Source organism: Streptomyces sp. NPDC050674 (genome assembly GCF_040654575.1).
GTDB lineage: Bacteria > Actinomycetota > Actinomycetes > Streptomycetales > Streptomycetaceae > Streptomyces.
Map to the genome: position 1 here is coordinate 38,691 of NZ_JBFAIG010000013.1, position 26,312 is coordinate 65,002.

At 72.7% G+C, this 26,312-nt stretch carries 25 protein-coding genes, 4 pseudogenes and 1 riboswitch; of the genes and pseudogenes, 10 read left to right on the top strand and 19 right to left on the bottom strand.

From position 1 onward, the window contains the following. Positions 1-13 precede the first annotated feature (13 nt). The 12 genes from purB to bioB all read right to left on the bottom strand — a co-directional run bounded on the left by purB (position 14) and on the right by bioB (position 14,015). Positions 14-1,456: an adenylosuccinate lyase gene (gene purB, locus AB0I06_RS21890; RefSeq protein ID WP_363120499.1), complete on the bottom strand. Its 1,443-nt coding sequence runs from the start codon at positions 1,454-1,456 to the stop codon at positions 14-16. A gap of 92 nt (positions 1,457-1,548) precedes the next feature. Further along, positions 1,549-2,328, bottom strand: coding sequence for an SGNH/GDSL hydrolase family protein (locus AB0I06_RS21895; protein WP_363120500.1), 780 nt, complete (start codon positions 2,326-2,328; stop codon positions 1,549-1,551). Positions 2,329-2,392: 64 nt separating this feature from the next. Then, a complete protein-coding gene (locus AB0I06_RS21900) occupies positions 2,393-3,406 on the bottom strand; it encodes a hemolysin family protein (protein ID WP_363120501.1) in 1,014 nt (337 codons plus the stop codon). Then, positions 3,403-4,743 carry a hemolysin family protein gene (locus AB0I06_RS21905; protein ID WP_363120502.1) on the bottom strand — a complete coding sequence of 447 codons (1,341 nt, stop codon included), beginning with the start codon at positions 4,741-4,743 and terminating at the stop codon, positions 3,403-3,405. The genes AB0I06_RS21900 and AB0I06_RS21905 overlap by 4 nt, the downstream gene beginning before the upstream one ends. Before the next feature lie 154 nt (positions 4,744-4,897). Continuing rightward, a complete protein-coding gene (locus AB0I06_RS21910) occupies positions 4,898-5,344 on the bottom strand; it encodes a GNAT family N-acetyltransferase (RefSeq protein WP_363120503.1) in 447 nt (148 codons plus the stop codon). Positions 5,345-5,399: 55 nt separating this feature from the next. Next, positions 5,400-7,967 carry an FtsX-like permease family protein gene (locus AB0I06_RS21915; RefSeq protein ID WP_363120504.1) on the bottom strand — a complete coding sequence of 856 codons (2,568 nt, stop codon included), beginning with the start codon at positions 7,965-7,967 and terminating at the stop codon, positions 5,400-5,402. Positions 7,968-7,971: 4 nt separating this feature from the next. Then, the gene (locus AB0I06_RS21920; RefSeq protein WP_363120505.1) at positions 7,972-8,787 is read right to left on the bottom strand and encodes an ABC transporter ATP-binding protein; all 816 of its coding nucleotides are present in this window, start codon (positions 8,785-8,787) and stop codon (positions 7,972-7,974) included. A 128-nt stretch (positions 8,788-8,915) separates the two neighbouring features. Next, positions 8,916-9,590 carry a class I SAM-dependent methyltransferase gene (locus AB0I06_RS21925; protein WP_363120506.1) on the bottom strand — a complete coding sequence of 225 codons (675 nt, stop codon included), beginning with the start codon at positions 9,588-9,590 and terminating at the stop codon, positions 8,916-8,918. Between the two features lie 266 nt (positions 9,591-9,856). Next, a complete protein-coding gene (bla, locus tag AB0I06_RS21930; protein WP_363120507.1) occupies positions 9,857-10,786 on the bottom strand; it encodes a class A beta-lactamase in 930 nt (309 codons plus the stop codon). A 53-nt stretch (positions 10,787-10,839) separates the two neighbouring features. After that, complete coding sequence (bioD, locus tag AB0I06_RS21935) at positions 10,840-11,565, bottom strand: dethiobiotin synthase (RefSeq protein WP_363120508.1); 726 nt, start codon at positions 11,563-11,565, stop codon at positions 10,840-10,842. A 1-nt stretch (position 11,566) separates the two neighbouring features. After that, positions 11,567-12,847 (bottom strand): adenosylmethionine--8-amino-7-oxononanoate transaminase, encoded by a 1,281-nt coding sequence (locus tag AB0I06_RS21940; RefSeq protein ID WP_363120509.1) that lies wholly within the window; start codon positions 12,845-12,847, stop codon positions 11,567-11,569. After that, positions 12,840-14,015, bottom strand: a complete 1,176-nt coding sequence (gene bioB / locus AB0I06_RS21945) for a biotin synthase BioB (RefSeq protein ID WP_363120510.1) — start codon at positions 14,013-14,015, stop codon at positions 12,840-12,842. Before bioB ends, AB0I06_RS21940 begins: the two co-directional genes overlap by 8 nt. Before the next feature lie 151 nt (positions 14,016-14,166). Here bioB and AB0I06_RS21950 point away from each other — a divergent pair, with 151 nt between their 5' ends. After that, the gene (locus AB0I06_RS21950) at positions 14,167-15,294 is read left to right on the top strand and encodes an 8-amino-7-oxononanoate synthase (protein WP_363120511.1); all 1,128 of its coding nucleotides are present in this window, start codon (positions 14,167-14,169) and stop codon (positions 15,292-15,294) included. 51 nt (positions 15,295-15,345) lie between these two features. Here AB0I06_RS21950 and AB0I06_RS21955 read toward each other — a convergent pair whose 3' ends face one another. Further along, entirely contained in the window at positions 15,346-15,576 is a 231-nt protein-coding gene (locus tag AB0I06_RS21955) for a DUF397 domain-containing protein (protein WP_363120512.1), read from the bottom strand. A 9-nt stretch (positions 15,577-15,585) separates the two neighbouring features. Further along, positions 15,586-16,446 (bottom strand): helix-turn-helix transcriptional regulator, encoded by an 861-nt coding sequence (locus AB0I06_RS21960; protein ID WP_363120513.1) that lies wholly within the window; start codon positions 16,444-16,446, stop codon positions 15,586-15,588. A 213-nt stretch (positions 16,447-16,659) separates the two neighbouring features. Between AB0I06_RS21960 and AB0I06_RS21965 the strand changes: the two genes are divergently transcribed. Next, positions 16,660-17,118: an ATP-binding protein gene (locus AB0I06_RS21965; protein WP_363120514.1), complete on the top strand. Its 459-nt coding sequence runs from the start codon at positions 16,660-16,662 to the stop codon at positions 17,116-17,118. Positions 17,119-17,421: 303 nt separating this feature from the next. Here AB0I06_RS21965 and AB0I06_RS21970 read toward each other — a convergent pair. The 4 genes and pseudogenes from AB0I06_RS21970 to AB0I06_RS21985 form a co-directional block, all read right to left on the bottom strand. Beyond that, a pseudogene (locus tag AB0I06_RS21970) lies at positions 17,422-17,574 on the bottom strand (DUF6328 family protein); the annotation flags it as partial. 80 nt (positions 17,575-17,654) lie between these two features. Then, the gene (locus tag AB0I06_RS21975; protein ID WP_362243388.1) at positions 17,655-18,128 is read right to left on the bottom strand and encodes a C40 family peptidase; all 474 of its coding nucleotides are present in this window, start codon (positions 18,126-18,128) and stop codon (positions 17,655-17,657) included. 3 nt (positions 18,129-18,131) lie between these two features. Continuing rightward, positions 18,132-18,344, bottom strand: a riboswitch (cyclic di-AMP (ydaO/yuaA leader). 337 nt (positions 18,345-18,681) lie between these two features. Then, a pseudogene (locus AB0I06_RS21980) lies at positions 18,682-18,989 on the bottom strand (hypothetical protein). 7 nt (positions 18,990-18,996) lie between these two features. Then, positions 18,997-19,404 (bottom strand): annotated as a pseudogene (locus tag AB0I06_RS21985) (ATP-dependent Clp protease proteolytic subunit); the annotation flags it as partial. Here AB0I06_RS21985 and AB0I06_RS21990 point away from each other — a divergent pair. Next, positions 19,394-19,620, top strand: a pseudogene (locus AB0I06_RS21990) (type II toxin-antitoxin system prevent-host-death family antitoxin). The pseudogenes AB0I06_RS21985 and AB0I06_RS21990 overlap by 11 nt on opposite strands. Positions 19,621-19,779: 159 nt before the next feature. Here AB0I06_RS21990 and AB0I06_RS21995 read toward each other — a convergent pair. Beyond that, complete coding sequence (locus tag AB0I06_RS21995) at positions 19,780-20,772, bottom strand: ABC transporter permease (RefSeq protein WP_363120515.1); 993 nt, start codon at positions 20,770-20,772, stop codon at positions 19,780-19,782. 140 nt (positions 20,773-20,912) lie between these two features. Here AB0I06_RS21995 and AB0I06_RS22000 point away from each other — a divergent pair, with 140 nt between their 5' ends. The 7 genes from AB0I06_RS22000 to AB0I06_RS22030 all read left to right on the top strand — a co-directional run bounded on the left by AB0I06_RS22000 (position 20,913) and on the right by AB0I06_RS22030 (position 26,265). Continuing rightward, complete coding sequence (locus AB0I06_RS22000; protein ID WP_363120516.1) at positions 20,913-21,545, top strand: TetR/AcrR family transcriptional regulator; 633 nt, start codon at positions 20,913-20,915, stop codon at positions 21,543-21,545. A gap of 132 nt (positions 21,546-21,677) precedes the next feature. Then, positions 21,678-21,980, top strand: a complete 303-nt coding sequence (locus tag AB0I06_RS22005) for an urease subunit gamma (RefSeq protein ID WP_363120517.1) — start codon at positions 21,678-21,680, stop codon at positions 21,978-21,980. Between the two features lie 12 nt (positions 21,981-21,992). Then, positions 21,993-22,304 (top strand): urease subunit beta, encoded by a 312-nt coding sequence (locus AB0I06_RS22010; RefSeq protein ID WP_363120518.1) that lies wholly within the window; start codon positions 21,993-21,995, stop codon positions 22,302-22,304. Next, positions 22,297-24,018 (top strand): urease subunit alpha, encoded by a 1,722-nt coding sequence (locus AB0I06_RS22015; RefSeq protein ID WP_363120519.1) that lies wholly within the window; start codon positions 22,297-22,299, stop codon positions 24,016-24,018. Before AB0I06_RS22010 ends, AB0I06_RS22015 begins: the two co-directional genes overlap by 8 nt. A gap of 10 nt (positions 24,019-24,028) precedes the next feature. Next, the gene (locus tag AB0I06_RS22020) at positions 24,029-24,703 is read left to right on the top strand and encodes an urease accessory UreF family protein (RefSeq protein ID WP_363120520.1); all 675 of its coding nucleotides are present in this window, start codon (positions 24,029-24,031) and stop codon (positions 24,701-24,703) included. A 114-nt stretch (positions 24,704-24,817) separates the two neighbouring features. Next, a complete protein-coding gene (ureG, locus tag AB0I06_RS22025; protein ID WP_363120521.1) occupies positions 24,818-25,495 on the top strand; it encodes an urease accessory protein UreG in 678 nt (225 codons plus the stop codon). Continuing rightward, positions 25,483-26,265 (top strand): urease accessory protein UreD, encoded by a 783-nt coding sequence (locus AB0I06_RS22030; RefSeq protein WP_363120522.1) that lies wholly within the window; start codon positions 25,483-25,485, stop codon positions 26,263-26,265. Before ureG ends, AB0I06_RS22030 begins: the two co-directional genes overlap by 13 nt. The last annotated feature ends 47 nt before the right edge of the window (positions 26,266-26,312 follow it).

Sequence of the window (26,312 nt, forward strand, 5' to 3'; positions counted from 1 at the left end):
CCCCGTCGGCGTGTCAGAGGATCGCCCCGGGCGTGTAGCCCGCGGCCTGGGGGTGCTGCTTGACGATCTCCTCGACCCGGGCCACGACGGCGGCGACCTGGTCGCCCGCTGCACCGGTGAAGGACAGCTTGTCGGCCATCAGCGCGTCCAGCCGGTCACGGTCCAGCGGGATGCGCGCGTCGGCCGCCAGCTTGTCCAGCAGCTCGTTGCGCTCGGCGCCCCGCTCACGCATGGCGAGCGCGGAGGCGACGGCGTTCTCCTTGATCGCCTCGTGCGCCAGCTCCCTGCCGACGCCCGCGCGCACGGCGCCCATCAGCACCTTGGTGGTGGCGAGGAACGGCAGGTAGCGGTCCAGCTCCCGGGCGACGACCGCCGGGAACGCGCCGAACTCGTCGAGCACCGTCAGGAACGTCTCCAACAGGCCGTCCAGCGCGAAGAACGCGTCCGGCAGCGCGACCCGGCGCACCACCGAGCAGGACACGTCGCCCTCGTTCCACTGGTCGCCCGCCAGCTCGCCGGTCATCGAGGCGTAGCCGCGCAGGATCACCATCAGGCCGTTGACGCGCTCGCAGGAGCGGGTGTTCATCTTGTGCGGCATCGCCGAGGAGCCGACCTGGCCGGGCTTGAAGCCCTCGGTGACCAGCTCGTGCCCGGCCATCAGTCGGATCGTCTTGGCCAGCGACGACGGGGCCGACGCCAGCTGCACCAGCGCGGTGACGACCTCGTAGTCCAGCGAGCGCGGGTAGACCTGGCCGACCGAGGTGAAGGCCTGCGAGAAGCCCAGGTGCGTCGCGATCCGCTGCTCCAGGTCCGCGAGCTTGGCCGCGTCCCCGCCCAGCAGGTCCAGCATGTCCTGAGCGGTGCCGACCGGGCCCTTGATGCCGCGCAGCGGGTAGCGGCCCAGCAGCTCCTCGACGCGGCCGAAGGCGACCAGCAGCTCGTCGGCGGCGGTGGCAAAACGCTTGCCCAGGGTGGTGGCCTGGGCGGCCACGTTGTGCGAACGGCCGGCCATGACGAGCTCGCCGTACTCGCCGGCGAGCTTGCCGAGCCGGGCCAGGACGGCGACCGTGCGGTCGCGCACCAGTTCCAGCGAGAGGCGGATCTGGAGCTGCTCGACGTTCTCGGTGAGGTCGCGGGAGGTCATGCCCTTGTGCACGTGCTCGTGCCCGGCGAGGTCGTTGAACTCCTCGATCCGCGCCTTCACGTCGTGCCGCGTGACCTTCTCGCGCTCGGCGATCGAGGCCAGGTCGACGGTGTCGAGGACACGCTCGTAATCGGCGAGCGCCGCGTCCGGCACCTCGATCCCGAGGTCCTTCTGGGCCCGCAGCACGGCGAGCCAGAGCTGCCGCTCCAGCTTCACCTTCTGCTCGGGCGACCAGAGCGTGGCGAGCTCGGCGGAGGCGTAGCGTCCGGCGAGGACGTTCGGGATGCGGGGCTTGGCGGGAGCGGAAGTCACGTGCACGGATTCTACTGGCGATTCGTGCAGGCCAGCGCCGCGGGTGTCCTTGTCGGAACCTACGAAAGCGCCGGGGCCGTCTCCACCTGCGGCTACGCCAGGTCCTCGTACGGCAGCAGCTCCGGCCGCTTCGGGGGCAGGCCGTCGCCCGAGGAGCGGCCCGTCAGGCGGCGGCCTATCCACGGCAGCAGGTGCTGCCGGGCGAAGCGCGCGTCCGCCACACGGCGCATGACCCAGCCCGGCGGCGGCGCCGCGGGCATCGGCGTGTGCCAGTCGGCGTCCTCGGGGTCGTAGCCCAGCGTCTGCCACACCGCCTCCGCGACCCGGCGGTGGCCCTCGGCCGTCAGGTGCAGCCGGTCCACGTCCCACATCCGCGGGTCGCTGAGGGAGGGCGCGCCGTACAGGTCGACGACGATCGCGCCGTGCCGGGCGGCCAGCTCGTCGACGCAGGCGAACAGCTCCTCCATGCGCGGCCGGAACCGCTCCAGGACGGGACCCTGCCGGCCCGGGCTGCGCATCAGGACCAGCTGCCGGCACGCGGGGGCCAGCTTCTCCACGGCCTCCTCCAGCAGCCCGCGCACCCGGCCCATGTCGCACTTGGGCCGCAGGGTGTCGTTGAGGCCGCCGACCAGGGTGATCACGTCGGCGCCCATGGCCGCCGCGACGTCGACCTGTTCGTCGACGATCTGCCGGATCAGCTTGCCGCGCACCGCGAGGTTGGCGTACCGGAAGCCGGGTGTGAGGGCCGCCATCCGCGCGGCGAGCAGGTCGGCCCAGCCCCGGTAGGTGCCGTCGGGCATCAGATCCGACATGCCCTCGGTGAAGGAGTCGCCGACGGCGACAAGGCTGCTGTAGGTGGGGTTCTTCTGCATGGCGACGGAAAGGGTATCCCGTGCACATACCCAGCAGTCGGTCGGTCCCCTCCGGACCAGTCCTTCACGCCCGCTGGCCGAACAGCTCCCGCAGCACGTCCTCCATGGTCACCAGCCCGGCCATCCGCCCGTCGGCCCCGAGGACGGCGGCGAGGTGCGTCCGGCTGCCCCGCATCGCCGTCAGGACGTCGTCCAGCGGGGTGCGCTCCACCACGCGCGCGATGGGCCGCATGTCACGCAGCCGGAACGGCACGTTCCGTCCGACGGCGTCCAGGGCGTCCTTCACATGGAGGTAGCCCACGATCCGCCGGCCCTCGTCCACCACCGGGAAGCGGGAGAACCCGGACTCCGCCGACAGCCGCTCCAGCCCCTCCGGGGTGATCCCCACGCTCGCGTACACCACGCGCTCCAGCGGCAGCACCACGTCCCGCACCGGACGGCGGCCGAGCTCCAGCGCGTCGCGCAGCCGCTCCTGGGCCCGGTCGTCGATCAGGCCGGCCTCGCTGGAGTCCTTCACGATCTGCGCGATCTCCGCGTCCGAGTAGGAGGCGGTGACCTCCTCCCGGGCTTCCACCCGCAGCAGCTTCAGCAGGGCGTTGGCGAAGGCGTTCACCGTGAAGATCACCGGGCGCAGCGCCCGGGACAGCGCCACCAGGGGCGGACCGAGCGCCAGGGCGCTGCGCACCGGCTCGGCCAGCGCGATGTTCTTCGGCACCATCTCGCCGAGCAGCATGTGCAGATAGGTCGCCAGGGCCAGCGCGATCACGAACGACACCGCGTGCCCCGCGCCCTCGGGCACGCCCACCGCGTGGAACACCGGCTCCAGCAGATGCGCGATCGCCGGCTCGGCCACCACGCCCAGCACCAGCGTGCACAGAGTGATGCCGAGCTGGGCCGCGGCCATCAGCGCGGACACGTGCTCCAGACCCCACAGCACGCTCTTCGCGCGCCGGTCGCCCCGGTCGACGTGGGGCTCGATCTGGCTGCGGCGTACCGAGATCAGCGCGAACTCGGCGCCCACGAAGAAGGCGTTGACGACCAGCGTCGCCAGTCCGATCAGCAGCTGGACGGCGGTCACAGCTCCACCCCCTTCTCCTCGGGCCTGTGGTCGTCGAGGGGGGCGCGCAGCCGGACCCGGGCGGCGCGGCGGCCCGTCGCGTCGAGGACCTCCAGGTGCCAGCCGGCGACCTCGAGGGTGTCACCGGCGGCCGGTATCCGGCCGAGCACGGTGGCCACCAGCCCGGCGAGCGTCTCGTAGGGCCCGTCCGGCGCGCGCAGTCCGACGCGCTCCAGGTGATCCACGCGCGCGGAGCCGTCGGCCGAGTACAGCGGGTGTCCGGCCTCGTCGGTGCCGGCCGGGGCGAGGTCCGGGGTCTCGTGCGGGTCGTGTTCGTCACGGACCTCGCCGACGACCTCCTCCACGATGTCCTCCAGGGTGGCGACACCCGCCGTGCCGCCGTACTCGTCGATCACGACGGCCATCGTGCGCTTGCCGGAGAGCCGGTCCAGGAGCCGGTCGACGGTGAGCGTCTCCGGGACCAGCAGCGGCTCGCGCATCAGCTCGGAGACGTAGATCCGGGTCCGGCGCTCGGCCGGCACCGCCAGTACGTCCTTGACGTGGGCCGTTCCGACGACCGAGTCGAGGGTCCCGCGGTAGACGGGGAACCGGGACAGACCGGTCGCCCGGGTCGCGTTCGCCACGTCCTCCAGGGTCGCCTGCACCTCCAGCGCGACGACCTGCACCCGGGGCGTCATCACGTTCTCCGCGGTCAGGTCGGCGAGGTTCAGCGTCCGTACGAACAACTCGGCGGTGTCGGCCTCCAGGGCGCCCTCCTTCGCGGAGTGCCGGGCCAGGGCCGCCAGCTCCTGGGGACCGCGCGCCGAGGCCAGTTCCTCGGCGGGCTCGACACCGATCCGCCGCACGACCCGGTTCGCCGTGTTGTTGAGATGGGTGATGAAGGGCCGGAACGCGGCGCTGAACCCGCGCTGCGCGTTGCCCACGGTCTTGGCGACCGCGAGCGGCGAGGAGATGGCCCAGTTCTTCGGCACCAGCTCGCCCACCACCATCAGGAACACCGTCGACACCGCCGTGCCCAGCACCAGCGCGACGCTGTGCGACGCCGAGCGCGAGATGCCGAGGCCCTCCAGCGGCCCGGCGATCAGGGCGGCGATCGACGGCTCGGCGAGCATGCCGACCACCAGGTTGGTGACCGTGATGCCGAGCTGCGCGCCGGAAAGCTGGAACGTCAGATTCCGTACGGCCTTCAGGGCGCCCTGCGCACCCCGCTCGCCGCGCTCGACGGCCCGCTCCAGCTCGGCGCGCTCGACCGTGGTCAGCGAGAACTCGGCCGCCACGAAGGCGCCGCAGGCGAGCGAGAGCAGGATCGCCGCCAGGAGGAGAAGCACTTCGGTCATCGGTTCACCCCCGTTCCATGGTTGTCCAGGACGGGACGGAACGCGCGGTGTCGCGCACGGGGAGGCTCGCCCATGGGCGGACGCTCACAACCTTTCATGCAGGACCGAGTGGCCCATCAAGAGTAAAGGATGGGCAAAGTCCTTTCCGGGTCGATCACGAGGCCGGATGCGCCCCCTGGCCGGCGAGCGGCTTCACCCAGCGCCGCCACTGCTCCTCGGGCCCGTAACCGGAGGCGTCCCACGCCCGGTGCGCGGTCTCGTTGCGGGTGAGCACCATCGCGTCCGCGCGCCGCCCGCCGAGCCGTACGAAGCGCTCCTCCGCGGCGGCGAGCAGCGCGGACGCGATGCCCCGGCGGCGCCGCTCCGGGTGCACGGCCAGCCGGTACAGGTGGCAGCGCCAGCCGTCGAACCCGGCGATCACCGTGCCCACCAGCTCGTCGCCGAGCTCCGCCAGCAGCAAGGCTTCGGGGTCACGCGCGACCAGCCGCTCCACCCCGCCGCGGTCGTCACTGATGCTCGTGCCCTCGGCCGCCGCCTTCCAGAAGGCCAGCACGGCGTCGAGGTCCTCGGGCGTCGCGGCCCGGATGCGCAGATCGGTCATCTCTTGATCACATCACTCGTGCCGAACCGCGTCAGACCGTTTCACCATCCGGACATCACTCGTGCGCGATGGCCGCCAGCACGTTCATACGGGAGGCGCGCAGCGCCGGAAGCAGCGCCGCCACCACCCCGACCACCGCCGAACCGACCACCACCAGCGCGATCGTCGGCCACGGCACGGCCAGCGCCGTCATGCCCTGGAGCGCCAGCACCTGCTGCGTGCACACCCCCCACACCAGGCCCAGCACCAGCCCGAGGACCGCCCCGAACACGGCGATCACCACCGACTCCAGCCGGATCATCCGCCGCAACTGGCGCCGGGCCAGCCCGATGGCCCGCAGCAGCCCGATCTCCCGGGTGCGCTCGACGACCGACAGCGCGAGGGTGTTCACCACGCCCAGCACCGCGATGATGATCGCCAGCCCCAGCAGCGCGTACACCAGGTACAGCAGCACGGCGATCTGGTCGTGGACCAGCCGCTTGTAGTCGGCCAGGTCCCGCACCTGTACCTGCGGATACGGGTCCAGGGTCGCCTCCAGGCGCGCGCGCAACTCGTCGTCGCCCGTACCGCCCGAGCCGTTGACGTACAGCGCGGAGTCCTGCCCGCCCGGCGCGTACCGCTCCAGGGTGTCCAGCCCGAAGTACAGCCCGCCCTGGGTGCCGAACCCCTCGGCGGCGTCCTGGTCGGTGAGCGCGCCGACCGTCAGCCGGGCCGAGCGTCCGCCCTGGAACTCCACCGGGACCGTACCGCCCACCCGCACGCCGTGGTCGCGTGCGAAGTCCCGGTCCATGGCGAGGTGCCCGCTCGCGAGGGCGGCCGCGGTGTCCCCTTGCGCGTAGGTGATGTTGGCGACCTCGTCGAGCCGCGGATCGTAGCCCGCGGCGGTCGTCTCCACCCGGTCACCGTCCGGGAGCCGCACCGCGACCGGGGTGAACCGTCCCCGCACGACGAGGCCCACCCCCTGCGTGCCGCGCACCTTGTCGGTGACCTCGCGCGGGAACGGCTGGAAGTTGCCGTTCTGGAGGACGAAGTCGGCGCCCAGCGTCTTGTCGATCTGCCGGTCGAACGACGCCGTCATCGACTCGCTCGCCACCGACATCCCCGCGACCAGGGCGATCCCCACCATCAGGGCCGCGGCGGTGGCCCCGGTACGACGGGGATTGCGCAGGGCGTTGCGCTGGCTCATCCGGCCGATCGAACCGAACAGCGCGGGAAACGCCGCGCCGAGGACCCGGATCACCGGCCGCACCAGCAACGGCCCGGCGATCACCGTCGCGATCAGGGTGAGCACCACCCCGAGCCCCAGCAGGGACGCCGCCGACGCCGTCCGCTCCGCCAGCGCGCAGCCCACGAGCGCCGCCGCACCGGCCGCGCCGGTGATCCCGCCCGCCACCGCGCGCACCCGCAACGGCCGCCCCACCCCGGCGACCTCGGCGTCCGAGAGGGCGGCCATCGGCGAGACACCCGCCGCCCGCCGCGCCGGGAGGTACGCGGCGACGAAGGTGACACCGAGCCCGACGGCGTACGCCGCCACCGGGGTCACCCAGCGGATCTCCATCTCGTCGGCGTCGATGTTCATGCCGAGCAGGCCCATCAGCCCGATCAGTCCGGCCGCGAGCCCGATGCCCGCGGCGAGCCCCAGCGTGGAGCCGACCAGGCCGAGCAGCAGGGCCTCGGTGAGCACCGAGCGCCGGACCTGGCGCCGGTCGGCGCCGAGCGCGCGCAGCAGCCCCAGCTCCCGGGTGCGCTGGGCGATGAGCATGGAGAACGTGTTGACGATCAGGAACACGCCCACCAGCACGGCGATCCCGGCGAAGCCGAGCATCACGTACTTGATGACGTCGAGGAACCCGCCCAGCTGTTCCACATCCGACTCGGCCTGCTCGCCGGCCGTCCTGAACTCGTAGGTGTGCGCTCCGAGCGCGGCCGCCACACGCTGCTTGAGCCGCTCGTCGTCGACGCCCCGCGCCGCGTCGACCGAGATGGCGGTGGCGCTCCCCGGCCGGCCGAGCAGCCTCGTCTGCGCGGTGGGGGTGTCGAAGTACACCAGAGCGGAGCCTGGGTTGGTGGTGGTGAACGTGACGATGCCGACCACCCGGACCCGGAACGACCCGGGAGGCGCGATGACGGTGAGCGCGTCGCCGACGCGCACGTCCTTGCGGCCGGCGGTCTCGGAGTCGAGCAGCGCCTCGGCGGGGCCGTGCGGGGCGTGGCCCGAGGTCAGCCTGACGGGGCTGCGCCCGTGCGGGTTCCAGGCGCGGCCGAGCGTCGGCGCGCCGGTGGTCGGGCCCACCGGCCGGTTCTCCTCGTCGACGACGGTGAGGCCGTTCACCTTGACGTCGGCGCGGGCCGCCGCGACCCCGTCGACCCGCCGGACCCGGTCGGCGAGCGCGGCCGGCAGGGTGGCCGTCCGGCCGGAGGGCACCGCCTCGTCGAGGCCTTCCTTCGGGCTGACCGTGACATCGGCCGCGGTGGAGGCGAACAGCCGGTCGAAGGTGCGGCTGACGGTGTCCGAGAAGATCAGGCTCCCCGTGACGAACGCGACGGACAGCAGGACGGCGAGCGCGGAGAGCAGCAGCCGCCCCTTGTGCGCGAGGAAGCTCCTCAGCGTCGCCTTCAGCACGGGCTCAGTTCTCCTCGGGTGGGGCCGGGACGTCCTCGTACCGGGTGCGGACCACGTCGAACCTCTTCATCCGTTCCAGTACCGCCTCTGCCGTCGGGCGCCGCATCTCGTCCACGATCCGGCCGTCCCCGAGGAAGAGCACCAGGTCCGAGTGCGCGGCGGCGCCCGGGTCGTGGGTGACCATGACGACGGTCTGCCCGAGCCGGTCGACCGCCTCGCGCAGGAAGCCGAGCACCTCCAGGCCGGCACGCGAGTCCAGGTTGCCGGTCGGTTCGTCCGCGAAGATCAGCTCGGGCCGGGAGGCCAGGGCCCGCGCGCAGGCCACGCGCTGCTGCTGTCCGCCGGAGAGCTGCGCGGGGCGGTGCCCGAGCCGGTCCCGCAGACCCAGGGTGTCGATCACCTGGTCCAGCCACTTCCGGTCGGGCTCGCGGCCCGCGATGTCCATGGGCAGGGTGATGTTCTCCAGGGCGTTCAGGGTCGGGATGAGGTTGAACGACTGGAACATGAACCCGATCCGGTCGCGGCGCAACCGTGTCAGCTCGCGCTCCTTCAGCCCCGTGATCTCCGTGTCACCCAGCCACACCTGTCCGGCGGAGACGGTGTCGAGGCCCGCCAGGCAGTGCATCAGCGTGGACTTCCCGGAGCCCGAGGGGCCCATCACGGCGGTGAACCGGCCGCGGACGACGTCCACGTCCACGGCATCGAGCGCGAGCACGGTCGTCTCGCCCGAGCCGTACGCCTTGGTCAGACCGCGGGCGCGCGCCGCGATCCCGTCGGCCGGCGCGAGGCCGGGTGCGTGCTCCGCAGCAGGTGTGGGCAAGGCCGTCTCCTCGGGGTGGACGTCAGGGCACTCCGACCCTGCCCGAGGGTAATGTGACCCGGCCCACACTCGGTATCCTCCGCGCGTCGGAGCCCCGCCTCACCGGCGCCGGCGCGGGAAGCCCGTGATCACGCGCCGACCGGACGCCAGGCCGTCCCGAGCACGCAGTACGAGGTGGGCAGCTTGGGCCCTTCAGCCGGCATCAGCACCCGCCGGTAGGGGCCGAGTTCGAACCCGGCGTCCCGCAGCGCCCGCACCGGATCACGCGCCACATGGCAGCCCCCGCTCAGCAGCGGCCACACCGTCCGGTCCAGGGCGTGCTGCGTGCAGCCCATCACCCGGCCGCCGCCCCGGCCGTGCTCGAAGAACCGCACCTCGCCGCCCGGCCGCAGCACCCGCCGCAGCTCCGCGAGCGCCCGCGGCACGTCCCGCACACTGCACAGCACCAGCGACAGCACGGCCGCGTCGAAGGCGTCGCTCTTGACCGGCAGCGCCTCGGCCGCACCCGGCGCCACGTCCACGGGCACCTCGGCGCGCAGCGCGGCCTCCACGGCCAGCTGCCGCAGCCGCCGCTCCGGTTCGATCGCCACGACCTCCGCGACGGTGCCCGGGTAGTGGGCGAAGTTCAGCCCGTTGCCCGCGCCGATCTCGATCACCCGCCCGGACAGCCCACCGAGCAGTCTCCCGCGCATCCGGCCCATGCCCATCCGGGTCTCGGCGGCCACACTGGCCCGGGCGTAGCAGCGGGCGAACAGCGGATGGTGCACGGCGTCCCGTGGCACCTTTCCGGAGCGCAGCGGCATGGGGACCTCCCTGACGGTGCGGGGCCTACCACGATTCTCCCCGCGACGAGCCCGGCGCACCCCTGCCGCCCGCGAGGACGTACACGGCCGGGCGCCGGACGTGGTCGCTCACGGCCACGTCCGGCGCCACCACCCGTGTCACCGCGGCCCCTCTTCCCGGCACCGGGCGGGGCCCGGCTCACCTGCCACGGGCCGCGCCGTCGGTTCCTCCTGGACCATCAGCCCTCTACGGGCCGTCCCACGAGGACTCGCCGCGGTCGGTCACGCTAGGCGAGTTCGGCCGCCAGCAGCGCCGCCGTCCGGGCCACCAGCGCGTTGTCGGCCTCGGCGTCCTCCTCCGGCTGGGTGGTCAGGACGGACAGCACGATCGGCGGGCCGTCCGGCGGCCAGGTGATGCCCACGTCGTTGTTGCTGCCGTACCGTCCGCCGCCGGTCTTGTCGGCGAGCAGCCAGTCGGCGGGCAGGCCCTTGCGGAACCTGTCGACGCTGGTCGTGTTGCGCAGCAGCCAGTCCGTCAGCCGCGCCCGGTCCCGCGGCTTCAGTGCGGTGCCGAGCACCAGCCGGGCGTAGGTCGTGCCGACGGCACGCGGGGAGGTCGTGTCGGTCGGCCGCCACGGCTCCGCCGAGTTGAGCTCGGGCTCCCACCGGTCGAGGCGGGTGACCCGGTCACCGACCGAGCGGCAGAAACGCGTGACGGCGGTCGGCCCGCCCAGCTCCTTCAGAAGCAGGTTGCCGGCGGTGTTGTCGCTGAAGCGGATGGTGGCGTCGCACAGCTCGCCGACGGTCATGCCGGTTGCCACGTGCTTCTCGGTGACCGGTGAGAACCCGGACCTTCCGACGTAGGCCTCGGTGTAGTGGACGCGCCGGGCCAGGAACTCGCCGTCGCGGTCGAGGTCGCGCAGGACGGCCGCGGCGGCCAGCGTCTTGAACACCGAGGCCATCGGGAAGCGTTCGTCGGCCCGGTACACCACTGTCCGGCCCGTGCGCAGATTGCGGGCGTACACACCCAGCCGGGCGGTGTGCTCCCGCTCCAGCTGCCGCAGCCGCGCGGTCGTCCCGCCGGTGGCGGTCGAGGCGTGTGCCGTGCCGCCGCCCAGCGAGAGGGCGGCGGCCGCGCCCATCGTGAGGGCCGTGCGGCGGGACGGGCGTAATCCGTTCGTGTGCAAGATGGTCCCTTCGGAGGCGATCACGTACATGGTTCACCACGCGATCACGTCCGCGCCGGTTGCACCGCCCGTCCGCCGGGTCCCTAGAACGCCTCGGGCGCCTGCCGTACCCGGAAGGCCTCGGCGTCCCAGGAACCGTCCAGCCGGGGCGCCAGCCATTGCGGCGCCGCCGTGCGGAAGGCGATGGGCTCCAGGGCGCCCGAACCCGCCGGAACAGAGCCCAGCAGCGGCGCTCCGGCCACGTCCGGCAGGTCCGCCAGATTGCAGCGCGCCGCTAGATCCGGCGCCTCGGGCCAGCTCCCGATGACGAGACCGGCCGGGTCCAGCCCCCGGGAGCGCAGTTCCCGGGCCGTCAGCTCCGTCGTGTTCAGCGTGCCGAGCCCGGCCGCCACCACGACCAGCACCGGCGCCGACAGCAGCCGGGCCGCGTCCGCCAGGGTCCCTCCGGCCGCGTCGAAGCGCACGAGCAGTCCGCCCGCCCCTTCGACCAGCACCAGGTCGTGCTCGGTGGCCAGCTTGGCGGCGGCCTCCGCGACCTCGTGCGGATGCACCGGGGCCCGGCCGGCCCGGCGTGCCGCGGTGGCCGGGGCCAGCGGCTCGGGAAAGCGGGCCAGTTCGGCCGTCGTCACCGGACCCGCCAGGCGCGCCACCTCGGCCGCGTCCCCCGGCTCGTCCGGCCGTACGCCCGTCTGGGCGGCCTTCAGCACGGCCACCGAACGGCCCGCCGCCAGCGCCGTCGCGGCGACGGCGGCGGTCACGACCGTCTTGCCGACCTCCGTGCCCGTGCCCGTGATCACCAGTACCGGCATGTCATCCCTCTCGTGCCGCCGCGCACACGGCCCGCGCGATCCGCGCCAGGTCCGTGTCGCCCGTGACGTACGGCGGCATGGTGTAGATCAGATCGCGGAACGGCCGCAGCCACACGCCCTCGCGCACGGCCGCCTCCGTCGCCGCCCGCATGTCCACGGAGTGGTCCAGCTGCACCACCCCGATGGCGCCGAGGACCCGTACGTCCTTCACCCCCGGCAGGTCCGCGGCCGCCGCGAGCCCGTCCCGCAGCCCCGCCTCGATCCGCTGGACCTCCGCCTTCCAGTCCTGCCCGAGCAGCAGCTCGATCGAGGCGCAGGCCACGGCGGCCGCCAGCGGGTTGCCCATGAAGGTGGGGCCGTGCGCGAGCACCGGCACCTCGCCCCGCGAGATGCCGTCGGCCACCCGCGCGGTGCACAGCGCCGCCGCCATGGTCAGGTAACCGCCGGTCAGCGCCTTGCCCACGCACATCACGTCGGGAGTCACCCCCGCGTGCTCCGCCGCGAACATCGCGCCCGTACGGCCGAACCCGGTCGCGATCTCGTCGAACACCAGCAGCACGTCGTGCGCGTCGCACGCCTCGCGCAGCACCCGCAGATACGCGGGGGAGTGGAACCGCATCCCGCCCGCGCCCTGCACCACCGGTTCGACGATCACCGCGGCCAGTTCGCCGGCGTGCCGCTCGATCAGCGACCGCAGGTGCCCGGCGTACGCCTCGTCGTACTCCGCGGGGGGCGGGTCGGCGAACACCTGGCGTGGCAGCACCCCGGTCCACAGGTCGTGCATCCCGCCCTCGGGGTCGCACACGGACATCGGCTGCCAGGTGTCGCCGTGGTAGCCGCCGCGCCAGGTGAGCAGCCGCTGCTTGCCGGGGCGGCCCAGCGAACGCCAGTACTGAAGGCACATCTTGACCGCGACCTCGACCGACACCGACCCGGAGTCGGCGAGGAAGACGTGCTCCAGACCATCGGGCGACATGTCGACAAGGAGCTTCGCCAGGCGCACGGCGGGCTCATGGGTGAGCCCGCCGAACATCACGTGGCTCATCCGCCCGAGCTGCTCGCGCGCGGCCTCGTTGAGCACCGGGTGGTTGTAGCCGTGGATCGCCGACCACCAGGACGACATCCCGTCGATCAGCTCTCCCGAGCCGTCGGCGAGCCGCAGCCGCACCCCGCTCGCCGACTCCACGACGAGCGGTTCCTGTCGTCCGGGCATCGGGCCGTACGGATGCCACACGTGCCGCCGGTCGAGCTCCAGCAGCTCGGCGACCGCCGGCTCAGGCATTGGGCGCGAGGTCCGTCCCGGCGCCCCGGCGGCGCACGGCGACCAGGTCGGTCCGCGGTTCTGCGCCGGTCCGGGCATCGGCGACCTGCGGCTCCTCCTCGGTGGAGCCGCAGCCTGTGCCGCCGGAACCGCAGACGCCGCCCCCGTCGTGGCAGCCCCCGGCGGCCCGGTGTTCCGGAAGGGTCACCTGGCCGGTTCCCTCCACCTCGAACCCGGCGTCCGCGATCATCTCCAGATCGGCCTTGCCGGCCTGGCCCTCACTGGTGAGGTAGTCCCCGAGGAAGATCGAGTTGGCCAGGTGCAGGGCGAGCGGCTGCATGGTGCGCAGATGGACCTCGCGCCCGCCGGCGATGCGCACCTCGACGTCCGGGCAGACGAACCGCGTCATCGCCAGGATCCTCAGGCACCGCTGCGGGGTCAGGTTCCACTCCTTGCCGAGCGGGGTGCCCTCGAACGGGATCAGGAAGTTGACCGGAACCGAGTCCGGGTCCAGCTCACGCAGCGAGAAGACCACGTCCACGAGGTCCTCGTCCGTCTCGCCCATGCCGGCGATCAGCCCGGAGCAGGCGGACAGACCGGCCGCGTGCGCCTTGTGCACGGTGTCGACGCGGTCCTTGTAGGTGTGCGTCGTGGTGATCTCCCCGTACGTCGCCTCCGACGTGTTGAGGTTGTGGTTGTAGGCGTCGGCGCCCGCCTCGCGCAGCCGCTCGGCCTGGCCGTCGGAGAGCAGCCCGAGGCAGGCGCACACCTCGACGCCCTCGTTGTTCTCCTTGATCGCCTTGATCGTCTCGGAGACCCGGTCCACGTCCCGGTCCGTCGGACCGCGCCCGCTGGCCACCAGGCACACCCGCTTGGCCCCTCCGGCCACCCCGGCCGCCGCCGCGTCGGACGCCTGGTCGGGCTTCAGCCAGGTGTACTTCAGAATCCCGGCCGTCGAGCCCAGCCGCTGCGAACAGTACGAGCAGTCCTCGGGGCACAGGCCGGACTTGAGATTGACGAGATAGTTCAGTTTCACCCGTCGGCCGAACCAGTGCCGCCGCACCTTTCCGGCCGCGGCCACCACATCGAGCAGGTCGTCGTCGGACGTCGCGAGGACGGCCAGTGCCTCGTCGCGGGTCGGCAGCTCGCGCCGAAGCCCCTTGTCCACCAGCGTGTTCAGCAGGTCCATGGAAGCCGATCCTGTCCTACGGAGGCGCCCGGGGCAAAGGAGACTTCGTACAACAGAGTCGCTTCGAGGTGTGGGTATTGCCACACACTGACCTGCTGGTCGTCCCGCTAGTGTCTGTGCACTGCCTACAAATTCCCCCGGAGGACCACCCATGGCGTTCGGCTGGATCGACGAGCAGGCGGAGCTGCGTGCCCGCGCCGGACTCGTACGGACTCTGCGCCCCCGTCCGGCCGCCTCACCGCTCCTCGACCTGGCGAGCAACGACTACCTGGGGCTGGCCCGCCATCCCGAGGTCACCGAGGGCGCGGCCCGGGCCGCGCGGACCTGGGGCGCCGGCTCGACCGGCTCCCGGCTGGTCACCGGCACCACCGAACTGCACACGGAACTCGAACGGGAACTGGCCGAATTCTGCGGCTTCGAGGCCGCCCTCGTCTTCTCCTCCGGGTACGCCGCCAACCTCGCCGCCGTCACCGCGCTGGCGCCGCACGGCTCGCTGATCGTCTCCGACGCGGGCAACCACGCCTCGCTCATCGACGGCTGCCGACTGGCCCGGGGCACCACCCAGGTCGTGGCGCACGCCGAACCCGACGCCGTGCGCAAGGCCCTGTCGACGCACGAGGGCACCGCGATCGCCGTGTCCGACACGGTCTTCTCGGTCGACGGCGACGCGGCCCCCCTCGCCGCGCTGGCGCAGGCATGCCGGGAACGCGGTGCCGGGCTGGTCGTCGACGACGCCCACGGCCTGGGCGTCCTGGGCGACGGCGGCCGCGGAGCTCCGCACGCGGCCGGACTCGCGGGCGCCGGGGACGTCGTCGCGACGGTCACGCTGTCCAAGTCGCTCGGCAGCCAGGGCGGAGCCGTCCTCGGCCCCGCCCGGGTGGTCGAGCACCTGGTCAACGCGGCCCGGACGTTCATCTTCGACACCGGACTCGCCCCGGCCGCGGCGGGGGCGGCCCTGTCGGCCCTCCGGCTGCTGCGCCGGGAACCGGAACGGGCGGCGCGGGCCCGTGCGGTGGCGGCCGAACTGCACGCACGCCTGACCGCCGCGGGCCTGGAGGCCGTACGTCCGGACGCCGCGGTGGTCTCGGTGCGCGCGCCCTCCGCGCAGGACGCGGTGAACTGGGCGGCACGGTGCCGCGCGGCGGGCCTGGCCGTGGGGTGTTTCCGTCCTCCCTCCGTGCCCGACGGCATCTCACGGCTCAGGCTGACCGCTCGCGCCGACCTGACCGGTCAGCAGATCGAAGGCGCGGTACGGCTGATCGGCGAGACGCGGCCATGAGTCGGCGTGACACGGCCGTGCGTCGCACGATGACGTATCGATCGAACGCGGTCAGATTCGGTCCATCCCGGCCGTGAACGCCGTCCAGCTCTCCGGCGAGAAGAGCAACGCGGGTCCGGCCGGGTCCTTGGAGTCGCGCACGGCGAGCAGTCCGGCCCACGGCGGGGCGTCCGGACACGCGGTCTCGACGCAGTTGTTCGCGCCGGTGCTGTAGCTGCTGCGCAACCACCGCACACCGTGCAGTTCGCTGCTTGAGGGGACGTGACGAGGCAGTGCACGCATGGTGCCTCCTTACGCGCCGGTGGCTGTCCCGGCGATGAAATCCAACGAGTCCTCGGGCGAAAGGGCGTGGATCTGAAGGGCGTTGAAGGCCTCCGTATAGGCCTGGAGGTCTTCTTTCCGTTCGAGGTAGAGGCTACTCGTCAAGTGGTCGAGAACAACCACATCCAGATCAGAAGTGCTCGAAAATGAGAAGATAACGAAAGGGCCGGTGACGCCGATGTGCGCCCCGGCGGCGAACGGCAGGACCTGGAGGCGCACTTGGGGCAGCCGGGCGGCCTCGACCAGCCGCTCCAGCTGGCGGGTCATGACCCCGGGTCCGCCCACCTCCCGGCGCAGCACCGCCTCGTCCAGGACGGCGCTCAGTTCCAGCGGGGGGTTCGCGCGCAGCACGTCCTGCCGGGCCAGGCGCACCTCGACCAGCGCGTCGACCCGGTCCTCCGCGAGCCCCTCCACCGCCGCCCGCGTCACCGCGCGCGCGTACTCGGGCGTCTGGAGCAGGCCCGGGACCACCGTGGTCTCCAGCGTGCGCATCGTGCCGGCCTGCGACTCCAGGCTGATGAAGTCCCGGTAGGTCGGCGGCAGCACCCCACGGTAGGCGTGCCACCAGTGATGGCGTCCGTCGCTCGCGTCGCCGCCGGCCAACACCAGCAGCAGGTCGCGCAGTTGGGTGTCGGCTACGCCGTAGGCGTCGAGGAGTAACCGAACATCGGCCGGTTTCACCCCGCTCGTGCCCGTCTCGATCCGGCTGACCTTGGACTGGTGCCAGCCCACCAGCCGGGCCGCCTCACCGCTCGTGAGCCCCGCAGAGGTGCGCAGCGCACGCAGTTCGGCGCCCAGTTTGCGGCGGCGTACCGCGGGACCGTGCTGCATGGGCTCCTCCTTACTCCTTCCGAGCCACCCAAATACGGTCTCGCGTCGCAGAGTTCACCGCTTCGAGCGACAGATATATGCATATCTTGGTGGATCGCCGTCCTTCACGGGCGTTCTGGTGGCAGTCTGGCGATGAAGCACCAGTCCGGGACCGTACTCGAACCATCCGCTCCGTGTCGGACCGCGGTCCCGTGGGAAAGGGACGACGTCGCCATGGCAGACCATTTGGAAGCATCCGTCACTCTGCCGAGCGATCCCGCCTCGGTCTCCGCAGCGCGTTCCTACGTCGTGGACACGCTGGCGGAGTGGGGCCTGCCGGCGGGCACGGAAGTGTCCGACACCGTCCGGCTCATCGTCTCCGAACTCGCCACCAACGCCGTCCAGCACACCTTCGGCCAGTCGCCCACGTTCACCGTGGACGTCGCACTCGAGCGCGACGAACGGCTGCGCATCGGCGTCACGGACAGCCACCCGCGCTTCCCCAGACGCCTGCCGGCCGCCGTGCAGCAGGACAACGGCCGCGGACTGGTCATCATCCGCTGGCTGACCGCGGAGTGCGGCGGCCGGCTCCGCATCCGCCCCACCCGCGAGGGCGGCAAGACCATCTCGATCGAGCTCCCGTGGGCCGTCCCGGTCCGGCCGGCGACCACGGCGGTCCGGCAGGAGCCGTAGCTCCCCCCGCGCGCGCCCCGGACCGCGCGACCGTCACCGCTGCCGTGCCGACGCCTCCCGGTGCGCTGCGGCTCCCCGGAGCCCTGACGGCTGCCTGACGGTGTGCCGCAGCGGTGCGGGGATCCCGCCGACGTCCTCGCGCTCCGGCTCCTGCCCGGCGGTCTCCCCGGTGCCCTCCGCCCCGGTCCGCAGTCCTGCCCGCCGCACCAGCCGCGGCAGCACCCCCCACAGGCCGACGCAGACCAGGAACGTCGCGACGCCCGCCGCGACGCTTCGAGAACCTCGGAACGGTCCAGCGCGTCACCAGCGCGAGGTGAAGGCGAGCGAGAGCAGGAAGGCGAAGAGGATCTGCACGCCCGTTTGGGTGACACGCAGTTCCTGGAGCAGCTCGACGAAGTTGCGGTCGGCGCGTTGCGGCGGAGTCTCGCGTGCATTGCGAGGAGGGTGCTCGGCCATGGAGTGACCGGTATCCCCGCGGGCCCTGTCAAGCGCCGGCGTGCGGCGGCGCGTCAGGGCGCCGCCGCACGCCGGGCGGATCACTTCACGCGCCCGTACCAGACGCTCTTGGTCCAGATCTTCTGGAGCCGCACCACGTCCCCGCTCTTCGGGGAGTGCCAGAGCTTGTTCTTACCCGCGTAGATACCGACGTGGTACACGTTGCTGCCCGAGTGGAAGAACACCAGGTCTCCCGCCTTGCGGTTCTTGGCGGAGATGTGGCGGGTCTTGTTGTACTGCTGGGCAGCCGTGCGGGGGAGCTTCTTGCCGGCCTTCTTGAACGAGTAGAGCGTGAGCCCGGAGCAGTCGAACCGGTGCGGACCGGTGGCCCCGTACTTGTAAGGTGCACCCTTCTTCGAGGCCGCGATCTGGAGTGCCTTGGTCGCCGGCGTGGCTGCCGCGGCGTCGGAGGCGAAGCCGGGCGCCACTATCGAACCGCCGACGGCGGCGATGGTGAGCGCCGAGGCCGTGCCGGCCCGGGCCATGAGCGACGGGACACGATTGAGCGCAGTCATGCGCAACCCTTCGTCAGCCGCCTGTGAAGGATGACCTGTCGGATTCGGGCTGGCGAAGTTGCCCGGCCGCTGACGCGGCTTCACCCCAAGGGCTGCTCGGCTCCGGTCATGGCGTGACCGTGCCGGCGACCCGTCGTGCTTGGGTCCTCCACTCCTGCCGATCCACTCCTGTCGACCGGTCATCCGGGCGGCGGCAGGACTCGGCGTCCGCCCGGATCGCCCCGCCACAGCGGCGGGGGCTTGTCGTCAGACAGGGATCTTGGCTCATGCCTGTCCGGATTTCCCAACGGAACCACGGTTTTGTGTTGTTACTCACCACTCACCCGTTCGGGTGGACACGTGTGCGTTCGGGCCACTGTCCACGGGTTCGTGGAGCGCCGGACCAGCGATGGAATGCCCCATTCCGTCACGTGGCCAGGCGCGTTGCGCAACTGGGGCGGTCCCGAAATCGGTCTTCCGTCTACTCCGAACAGGGGTACGTCATCTGGTCCGTTTCGACTCAGCTCCGGACGCCCCTCGGCCGGGTCGGGCGTCCGGGATCGACGGTTTCGCATCAACTGGCGGACTCCGGCGGGAGGCTGAGCCGTGCCGTGCGCCGCTCGCCGTCCAGCACCCGCAGGGCCCGGGCCAGTGTGCGGGCGTGCAGCTCCCTCTCGCCCCGCTGGTGCATCAGGGCCAGCGCGTCGCGCAGGGCGGTGGCCTTGCCGACCAGGGCTGGGCGGCGCGCAGGCCGCGGTAGGTGTCGCCGTCCTGTGCGGGGTTGATGCGGCCCAGCAGGTCGACGACATCGAGGTAACGGTCGATCAGTTCCGCCTCGGCGCGTGTCAGGGCGGGCAGCGGCGGCAGTTCGGGCGGGAGCACCGGGACGTCACCGTCCGGCCGGCGGGATGGGGGCGGCCTTGCGGCTGGGGATGATCCCGTCCACCAGGCCGTACTCCACCGCTTCCTGGGCGGTGAGGGTCTCCTCCCGTTCGATGTCCCTGCTCACCTGCTCCCGGCTGCGGCCCGTGTGCCGCGCGAGCATCTCCTCCATGCGGAGCCGGATGCGCGTCAACTCGTCGGCCTGGATCGCCAGATCGCTCGCCTGCCCCCGGACCGGCTCGGGCAGGGCGGGCTGACGGATCACCACACGGGCGTCGGGCAACGCGAATCGCTTGCCGGGGGTTCCTCCCGCCAGCAGCACCGAGGAGACGGCGCCGGCCCGGCCCAGGCAGATCGTCTCCACGTCGCAGGAGACGTACCGCATCGTGTCGTAGACGGCCGCCATCGCGTGGAACGGCGAACGCGTCGTCGTCACCCGGCACGGCAAGCCCCTCGTCGCTCTCGTCTCGGCCGATGACCTGCGCGACTCGACGAGCTCCAGGAGCACCCGGAGTCCGCCGAGGAGTCGGTCTTCAGCGCGGTCTCCACGGTCCGCGAGGTCGCGTCCGCCCCTGGAGAACCCCAGCGGTTCGGCATCGCGGCGGAACACCGCGGAGCCGGCCGCGCTTGAGCCGTGTTCGCGGAGTCCCCGCTGCCTCCGGGCGGACGGAGGGACTGTGCGGACAGGCTGGCCGCGGCCGGGCACAGGACCGTGCGCCCCCGCCCGGCACAGGACCGTGCGCCCCCGCCCGGCACGGTTGGGGACGCACGGTCGATTCCGGGGTGGTGGTCAGGCGACGGCCGACAGCTCCCGTCGGTCGTCCGCGGACTCGCCGCCCGCTTTCCGCGTCCGGAGCGTGTTGCCGAGCAGGACGGCCCCCAGGCCCAGCGCCGCCCACCAGGTCAGGGTCAGGGCGGGCCCGGTCCCGGCCGCGCCGTCGAAGAACGACACCGAGCGCAGCAGGGACGTGCCCGCGCCCGGCGGCAGCCACTGGCCGATCGCGCCGACCGGTTCCGGCAGCATCTGCGGGGCCGAGGCGGCGCCGGAGAAGGGATTGCCGAGCAGCATCACCACGGCGGCGCCGATCCCCGTCCCGGCGGGGCCGATCAGGGCGGCGAGTCCGGCGACGGCTCCGCCCACGGCCAGCGTGGACAGGCCCAGTACCGACGCCTCCGCCCACCAGTCGCCGCCGAGCACCCCCAGCCAGCTGTGCGCGATCAGGGCCGCGATCACACCCACCAGGGCGGACGCGCCGAGCAGTGCGATCATGGCCCGGATGCCGCGCAGCCCCAGCAGGGTGACCACCGCCCCCGCCGCGATCCCGGCCAGGGCGAGCGGCAGCACCGCGGCGCTCAGCGCCCCTCCGCGCGGATCGGCGGCCGGGGTGGGCACGACATCGACCGTCTTGACCTGTGCGCCCCCGGCGGCGGCCTGCCGGGCCACGGCCTGCTGGAGGAACTGCGCGACGGCCGGCCCGGCCGCGGACGCGGTGAGCAGTTCGGGGCCCTGCGGCGTGACCACGACCGCGCCGTACACACTCCGGTCCTCGACGGCGTCCCGGGCGGCGGCCTCGTCGGCGTAGCGGTGGAGCTCGAAGGCGCCCTCATGGCTCTCCAGTCGCTGCTCGACCTCGGTCACGGCGGAGGGCGGTCCGGCCACGCCCAGCGGCAGGTCGCGCGGCGCGATGCGGGAGGCCGGCCAGGCGAAGGCCCACAGGGCGAGTGCCGCCAGGACCGGCACGAGGACGACGACCGCGATCACTTGGCGGTTGCGGGAAGGCATGAGGTCTCCTGAGGTGAGCCGGAAGGGCCGGAGCAGGCCGGCCGCTGCAAAAAGAAGGATCGTTCGTTTTGCTCTGCTCTCACCGTGCTCCAGCTCGTCACCTCTTGTCAAGAATGAATATTCGTTTTACGTTGGGGATCATGGCTCGCGTTTCTCAGGAACATCTCGACGCCCGCCGCCGCCAGATCCTGGACGGCGCCGCGCTCTGCTTCGCCCGCAACGGCTTCCACGCCACGTCCATGCAGGACGTGCTGAAGGAGGTGGACCTCTCGGCGGGCGCCGTGTACCGCTACTTCAGCGGCAAGGAGGAGCTGATCGGCGCGATCGTGGCCGAGGTGCTCGGCTCGGTGCGCAATGCCTTCGAGGAGGCGGCGCGGCAGACTCCGCCCCCGCCGCCGGACGAACTCGTCACCTCCGTCCTCGGCAGGACGCACAGCGCTCGCGAGTCCCTGGTCGTCGACGGACGGCCGGCCTTCCCGCGGCTCGTGATCCAGGTGTGGACGGAGACGCTGCGCAACGAGGAGCTGGCGGCCCTCCTGCGAGAGGGCTACGGTTCGGTGCGCGCGGCCTGGGCGACGATCGTCGAGAGCTACCAGGAGGCCGGGATGATGCGGACGGACGTGGCGCCGGACCATGTCGCCCGCACGATGATCGCGGCCGTGCTCGGGTTCATCGCACAGCAGTCCCTCTTCGGGCCCGCCCCGGTCGAGGTGCTCCGCGACGGACTGCGGGCGCTGATGAGCATGCCGGGTGAGGCGCCCGCTCCGGCCTGAGAGATCACAGCTCGGTTAACGTGCCCGAAACGCGGTCCAACTAGCCTGCCGATCCACGCCACCTGGCACTTTGCCCGGTGGCCGCGGCAGCCGGGCCCCGCACGGCCCGGAGCGAGGACTGTGAGGTGGGACGTGCAACTGACCCCGCACGAGCAAGAACGACTGCTGATCCACGTGGCGGCCGACGTGGCCGAGAGGCGCCGGGCCCGCGGGCTGAAGCTCAATCACCCCGAGGCGGTCGCGCTCATCACCTCGCACATCCTCGAGGGCGCACGCGACGGCCGGACCGTCGCGGAACTCATGGCCTCCGGACGCACCCTCCTGACCAGGGACGACGTCATGGAGGGCATCCCGGAGATGATCCACGACGTGCAGGTCGAGGCGACCTTCCCGGACGGCACCAAGCTCGTCACCGTCCATGAGCCGATCGTCTGAGGGGGAGGCGCCGTGATTCCCGGAGAGATCCTGTTCGCCGAGGACCCGATCGTCTACAACCAGGGACGCGAGGTCACCCGCCTCACCGTCCTCAACGCCGCCGACCGGCCCGTGCAGGTCGGCTCCCACTACCACTTCGCCGAGGCCAACCCCGGCCTGGAGTTCGACCGCTCCGCCGCGCGCGGCAAGCGGCTGAACGTCGCCGCCGGCACGGCCGTGCGCTTCGAGCCCGGGATCCCCGTCGACGTCGAACTCGTCGCGCTGTCCGGGGCCCGGGTGGTGCCCGGTCTGCGCGGGGAGACCGGAGGTGCCCTCGATGCCTGAGATCTCACGAGCCGCGTACGCCGACCTGTTCGGCCCCACGACCGGCGACCGGATCCGCCTCGCCGACACCGACCTGCTGGTCGAGATCGAGGAGGACCGCTCCGGCGGCCCCGGGCTCGCCGGTGACGAGGCGGTGTTCGGCGGCGGCAAGGTCATCCGCGAGTCCATGGGCCAGTCACGCGCCACACGCGCGGAAGGAACCCCCGACACCGTCATCACCGGCGCGGTGATCATCGACCACTGGGGCGTCGTCAAGGCCGACGTCGGCATCCGCGACGGCCGGATCACCGGCATCGGCAAGGCCGGCAACCCCGACACCATGGACGGCGTCCACCCGGACCTGGTGATCGGCCCGGAGACCGAGATCATCGCCGGCAACGGGCGGATCCTCACGGCGGGCGCGATCGACGCCCACGTGCACTTCATCTGCCCCCAGATCGCCGACGAGGCGCTCTCCTCGGGCATCACGACCCTCGTCGGCGGCGGCACGGGACCGGCCGAGGGCTCCAAGGCCACCACCGTGACCCCCGGACCCTGGCACCTCGCGCGGATGCTGGAGGCGATGGAGGCCCACCCCCTCAACATCGGGCTGCTCGGCAAGGGCAACACCGTCTCCCACGAGGCGATGCTGTCGCAGATCCGCGGCGGCGCGCTCGGCCTGAAACTGCACGAGGACTGGGGCTCGACCCCCGCCGTCATCGACGCCGCGCTGAGCGTCGCCGACCGCACCGGCATCCAGGTCGCCATCCACACCGACACCCTCAACGAGGCCGGGTTCGTCGGTGACACCCTCGCCGCCATCGCCGGACGGGGCATCCACGCCTACCACACCGAGGGCGCGGGCGGCGGGCACGCGCCGGACATCATGACCGTGGTCTCCGAGTCGTACGTGCTGCCCAGCTCCACGAACCCCACCCGGCCGTTCACCGTCAACACCGCCGAGGAACACCTCGACATGCTGATGGTGTGCCACCACCTCAACCCGGCCGTGCCGGAGGACCTGGCCTTCGCCGAGTCCCGGATCCGGCCGTCCACGATCGGGGCGGAGGACGTACTGCACGACCTCGGCGCCATCTCGATCATCTCCTCCGACTCCCAGGCCATGGGACGTGTCGGCGAGGTCGTCATGCGCACCTGGCAGACCGCCCACGTGATGAAGCGGCGGCGGGGCGCCCTGCCCGGTGACGGCCGGGCCGACAACCACCGGGTACGTCGCTATGTCGCCAAGTACACGATCAACCCCGCGCTCGCCCAGGGCCTGGCCCGGGAGATCGGCTCGGTGGAGAGCGGCAAGCTGGCCGACCTGGTGCTGTGGGAGCCGGCGTTCTTCGGCGTGAAGCCGCAACTCGTCATCAAGGGCGGCCAGATCGCGTACGCGCAGATGGGCGACGCGAACGCCTCCATCCCCACACCGCAGCCGATCCTGCCGCGCCCGATGTACGGGGCGATCGGGCGGGCGCCGGCCGCCAACTCCCTCAACTTCGTGGCGCCCCTGGCCGTCGAGGCCGGGCTGCCGGAGCGGCTGGGGCTCGGGAAGCGGTTCGTGGCGATCGAGTCGACACGCGCCGTCACCAAGGCCGACATGCGTGAGAACGACGCACGGCCCGAGGTCCGGGTCGATCCCGACAGCTTCGCCGTGCACATCGACGGGGAACTGGTCGAGGCGACGCCCGCGGCCGAACTCCCCATGGCCCAGCGGTACTTCCTGTTCTGAGGGTGGTCTGATGTCGCGTGCGGCGCTTCTCGTCCTGGCCGACGGACGGTTCCCGGCCGGGGGACACGCGCACTCCGGCGGAGCCGAGGCGGCGGTCAAGGCCGGCCGGATCAGCGGGGCGGCGAGCCTGGGCGAGTTCTGCCGGGGCCGGCTGCACACCGCGGGGCTGACGGCGGCGGGGCTGTGCGCGGCCGCGGCCCTCGGGATCGATCCCGTGGCGCTGGACCGCGCCGCCGACGCGCGCACACCGTCGCCCGCCCTGCGGGCGGCCGGGCGCAAACTGGGGCGGCAACTGATGAGGGCCGCTCGGGCGACCTGGCCCTCCGCCGAGCTGGACGCGCTCGGGAGGGAGTTCCCCAGGGGTGCGCACCAGCCGGTGGTGCTCGGGCTGGCGGCCCGGGCGGCCGGGCTGGGCCCGGTGGACGCGGCCTACTGCGCGGCGTACGAGAGTGTGAGCGGGCCCGCGTCGGCGACGGTACGGCTGCTGAGCCTGGACCCGTTCGACGCGACGCGGGTGCTGGCCCGGCTGGCGCCGGAGGTCGACCGGGTCGTGGACCGGGCCGTGGAGGCGGCCCGGAAGGTGGTCGACGAGGGGGTCGACGCCCTGCCGGCGGGGTCGGCGCCGCTGCTGGAGATCGGGGCGGAGGTGCATGCCGCGTGGCCGGTACGCCTGTTCGCCTCTTAAGGGCGCTCAGCAGCCCACCCGGGGGCCCGGGGCTGTGCCCGTCGTGCGGCCTGGCCGTCTGAACGCCCCCGGCCGTCATCCACCGCATCCGACCACGAGCCTCAGGAGCCGTACATGCACCTCGACCACCACCACGACACCCCCACCGCCCTCGGTGCGGACGCCCACCGCCCCGACGGCACCCGCAGAGCACTCCGCATCGGGCTCGGCGGCCCCGTGGGATCCGGGAAGACCGCCACCGTCGCCGCGCTCTGCCGGGCGCTCAGGGACGAACTGTCGCTCGCCGTCGTCACCAACGACATCTACACGCGTGAGGACGCCGAGTTCCTGCTGCGTGAGGCGGTGCTGCCGCCCGAGCGGATCACCGCCGTGGAGACGGGGGCCTGCCCGCACACCGCGATCCGGGACGACATCTCCGCGAACCTGGAGGCGGTGGAGGACCTGGAGGACGCGGTCGGGCCGCTGGACCTGGTGCTCGTGGAGTCCGGCGGGGACAACCTCACCGCGACCTTCTCCAAGGGGCTCGTCGACGCGCAGATCTTCGTGATCGACGTGGCCGGGGGCGACGACATCCCGCGCAAGGGCGGCCCGGGCGTGACCACCGCCGACCTGCTCGTCGTCAACAAGACCGACCTCGCCCCGTACGTCGGCTCCGACCTGGCCCGGATGGCCGCCGACGCCAAGGCGCAGCGCGCCGAACTGCCGGTGGTCTTCCAGTCGCTGCGCAGCGAGGCCGCAGTGGCGGACGTCGCCGCGTGGGTGCGTGCCCAGCTCGCCGCGTGGACGGCGTGAGCGGCCCCGGCGCCGGGGTGCGGTCCCTCGCCCGGATCGTCGCCCGTGACGACGGACGGGGCGGGACCTCGCTGCCCGTGCTGGAGAGCGACGGCCCCCTGGCACTGCGGCGCACCCGTGCCGCCGGTGCCGAGGCGCGGGTCATGCTGGTCGGTGCGATGAGCGGACCGCTCGGCGGGGACCACTTCACGGTGCGGGCCCGGGTGGAGGAGGGGGCGCGGCTGTCCGTCGGTTCCGCCGCCGCCACCATCGCGCTGCCCGGACAGGCCAAGGGCGAGGCCCGCTACGACGTCCGGATCGAGGTCGCCGAGCAGGCGGAACTGCGATGGCTGCCCGAGCAGTTGATCTGCGCCCAGGGCAGCGACCTGTACGTCACCACCCGCGTCGAACTCGCCGGCACGGCCCGGCTCGTGCTGCGCGAGGAGCAGGTGCTCGGGCGGGCCGGTGAGCAACCCGGGCGGCTCACGAGCCGTCTGACCGTGCGGGTCGCCGGACAGGCCGTGCTCGACCAGGAACTGTCCTGCGGACCGGGCGCGCCGGGCGGCTGGGACGGGCCCGCGGTGCTGGCGGGACACCGGGCGGTCGGACAACTGGTCGTCGTGCGCCCCGAGTTCGCGGCCGAGCCGGTGACCGCCGCAGTGCTGGGGGAGGGGGCGTCGGTGGTGCCGCTCGCCGGGCCCGCCGCGCTGGTGACCGCCGTGGCGCCGGACGGCCTGCGGCTGCGGCGAGTGCTCGACGCGAGCCTGTCGTCCCTGACGCCACGACCGTAGCCGTCCGTAGAACAGAATCGGCTCTCCGTTTATCGGATTGGCAAAGA

What these genes read in the sequence shown, in the direction of transcription:
- AB0I06_RS21895 (WP_363120500.1), bottom strand. Translation starts at nt 2,328, where the DNA reads ATGCAGAAGAACCCCACCTACAGCAGCCTTGTCGCCGTCGGCGACTCC.
- AB0I06_RS21905 (WP_363120502.1), bottom strand. Translation starts at nt 4,743, where the DNA reads ATGACCGAAGTGCTTCTCCTCCTGGCGGCGATCCTGCTCTCGCTCGCC.
- AB0I06_RS21910 (WP_363120503.1), bottom strand. Translation starts at nt 5,344, where the DNA reads ATGACCGATCTGCGCATCCGGGCCGCGACGCCCGAGGACCTCGACGCC.
- AB0I06_RS21925 (WP_363120506.1), bottom strand. Translation starts at nt 9,590, where the DNA reads ATGCCGCTGCGCTCCGGAAAGGTGCCACGGGACGCCGTGCACCATCCG.
- bla (WP_363120507.1), bottom strand. Translation starts at nt 10,786, where the DNA reads ATGTACGTGATCGCCTCCGAAGGGACCATCTTGCACACGAACGGATTA.
- bioD (WP_363120508.1), bottom strand. Translation starts at nt 11,565, where the DNA reads ATGCCGGTACTGGTGATCACGGGCACGGGCACGGAGGTCGGCAAGACG.
- AB0I06_RS21940 (WP_363120509.1), bottom strand. Translation starts at nt 12,847, where the DNA reads ATGCCTGAGCCGGCGGTCGCCGAGCTGCTGGAGCTCGACCGGCGGCAC.
- bioB (WP_363120510.1), bottom strand. Translation starts at nt 14,015, where the DNA reads ATGGACCTGCTGAACACGCTGGTGGACAAGGGGCTTCGGCGCGAGCTG.
- AB0I06_RS21950 (WP_363120511.1), top strand. Translation starts at nt 14,167, where the DNA reads ATGGCGTTCGGCTGGATCGACGAGCAGGCGGAGCTGCGTGCCCGCGCC.
- AB0I06_RS21955 (WP_363120512.1), bottom strand. Translation starts at nt 15,576, where the DNA reads ATGCGTGCACTGCCTCGTCACGTCCCCTCAAGCAGCGAACTGCACGGT.
- AB0I06_RS21960 (WP_363120513.1), bottom strand. Translation starts at nt 16,446, where the DNA reads ATGCAGCACGGTCCCGCGGTACGCCGCCGCAAACTGGGCGCCGAACTG.
- AB0I06_RS21965 (WP_363120514.1), top strand. Translation starts at nt 16,660, where the DNA reads ATGGCAGACCATTTGGAAGCATCCGTCACTCTGCCGAGCGATCCCGCC.
- AB0I06_RS21975 (WP_362243388.1), bottom strand. Translation starts at nt 18,128, where the DNA reads ATGACTGCGCTCAATCGTGTCCCGTCGCTCATGGCCCGGGCCGGCACG.
- AB0I06_RS21995 (WP_363120515.1), bottom strand. Translation starts at nt 20,772, where the DNA reads ATGCCTTCCCGCAACCGCCAAGTGATCGCGGTCGTCGTCCTCGTGCCG.
- AB0I06_RS22000 (WP_363120516.1), top strand. Translation starts at nt 20,913, where the DNA reads ATGGCTCGCGTTTCTCAGGAACATCTCGACGCCCGCCGCCGCCAGATC.
- AB0I06_RS22015 (WP_363120519.1), top strand. Translation starts at nt 22,297, where the DNA reads ATGCCTGAGATCTCACGAGCCGCGTACGCCGACCTGTTCGGCCCCACG.
- AB0I06_RS22020 (WP_363120520.1), top strand. Translation starts at nt 24,029, where the DNA reads ATGTCGCGTGCGGCGCTTCTCGTCCTGGCCGACGGACGGTTCCCGGCC.
- ureG (WP_363120521.1), top strand. Translation starts at nt 24,818, where the DNA reads ATGCACCTCGACCACCACCACGACACCCCCACCGCCCTCGGTGCGGAC.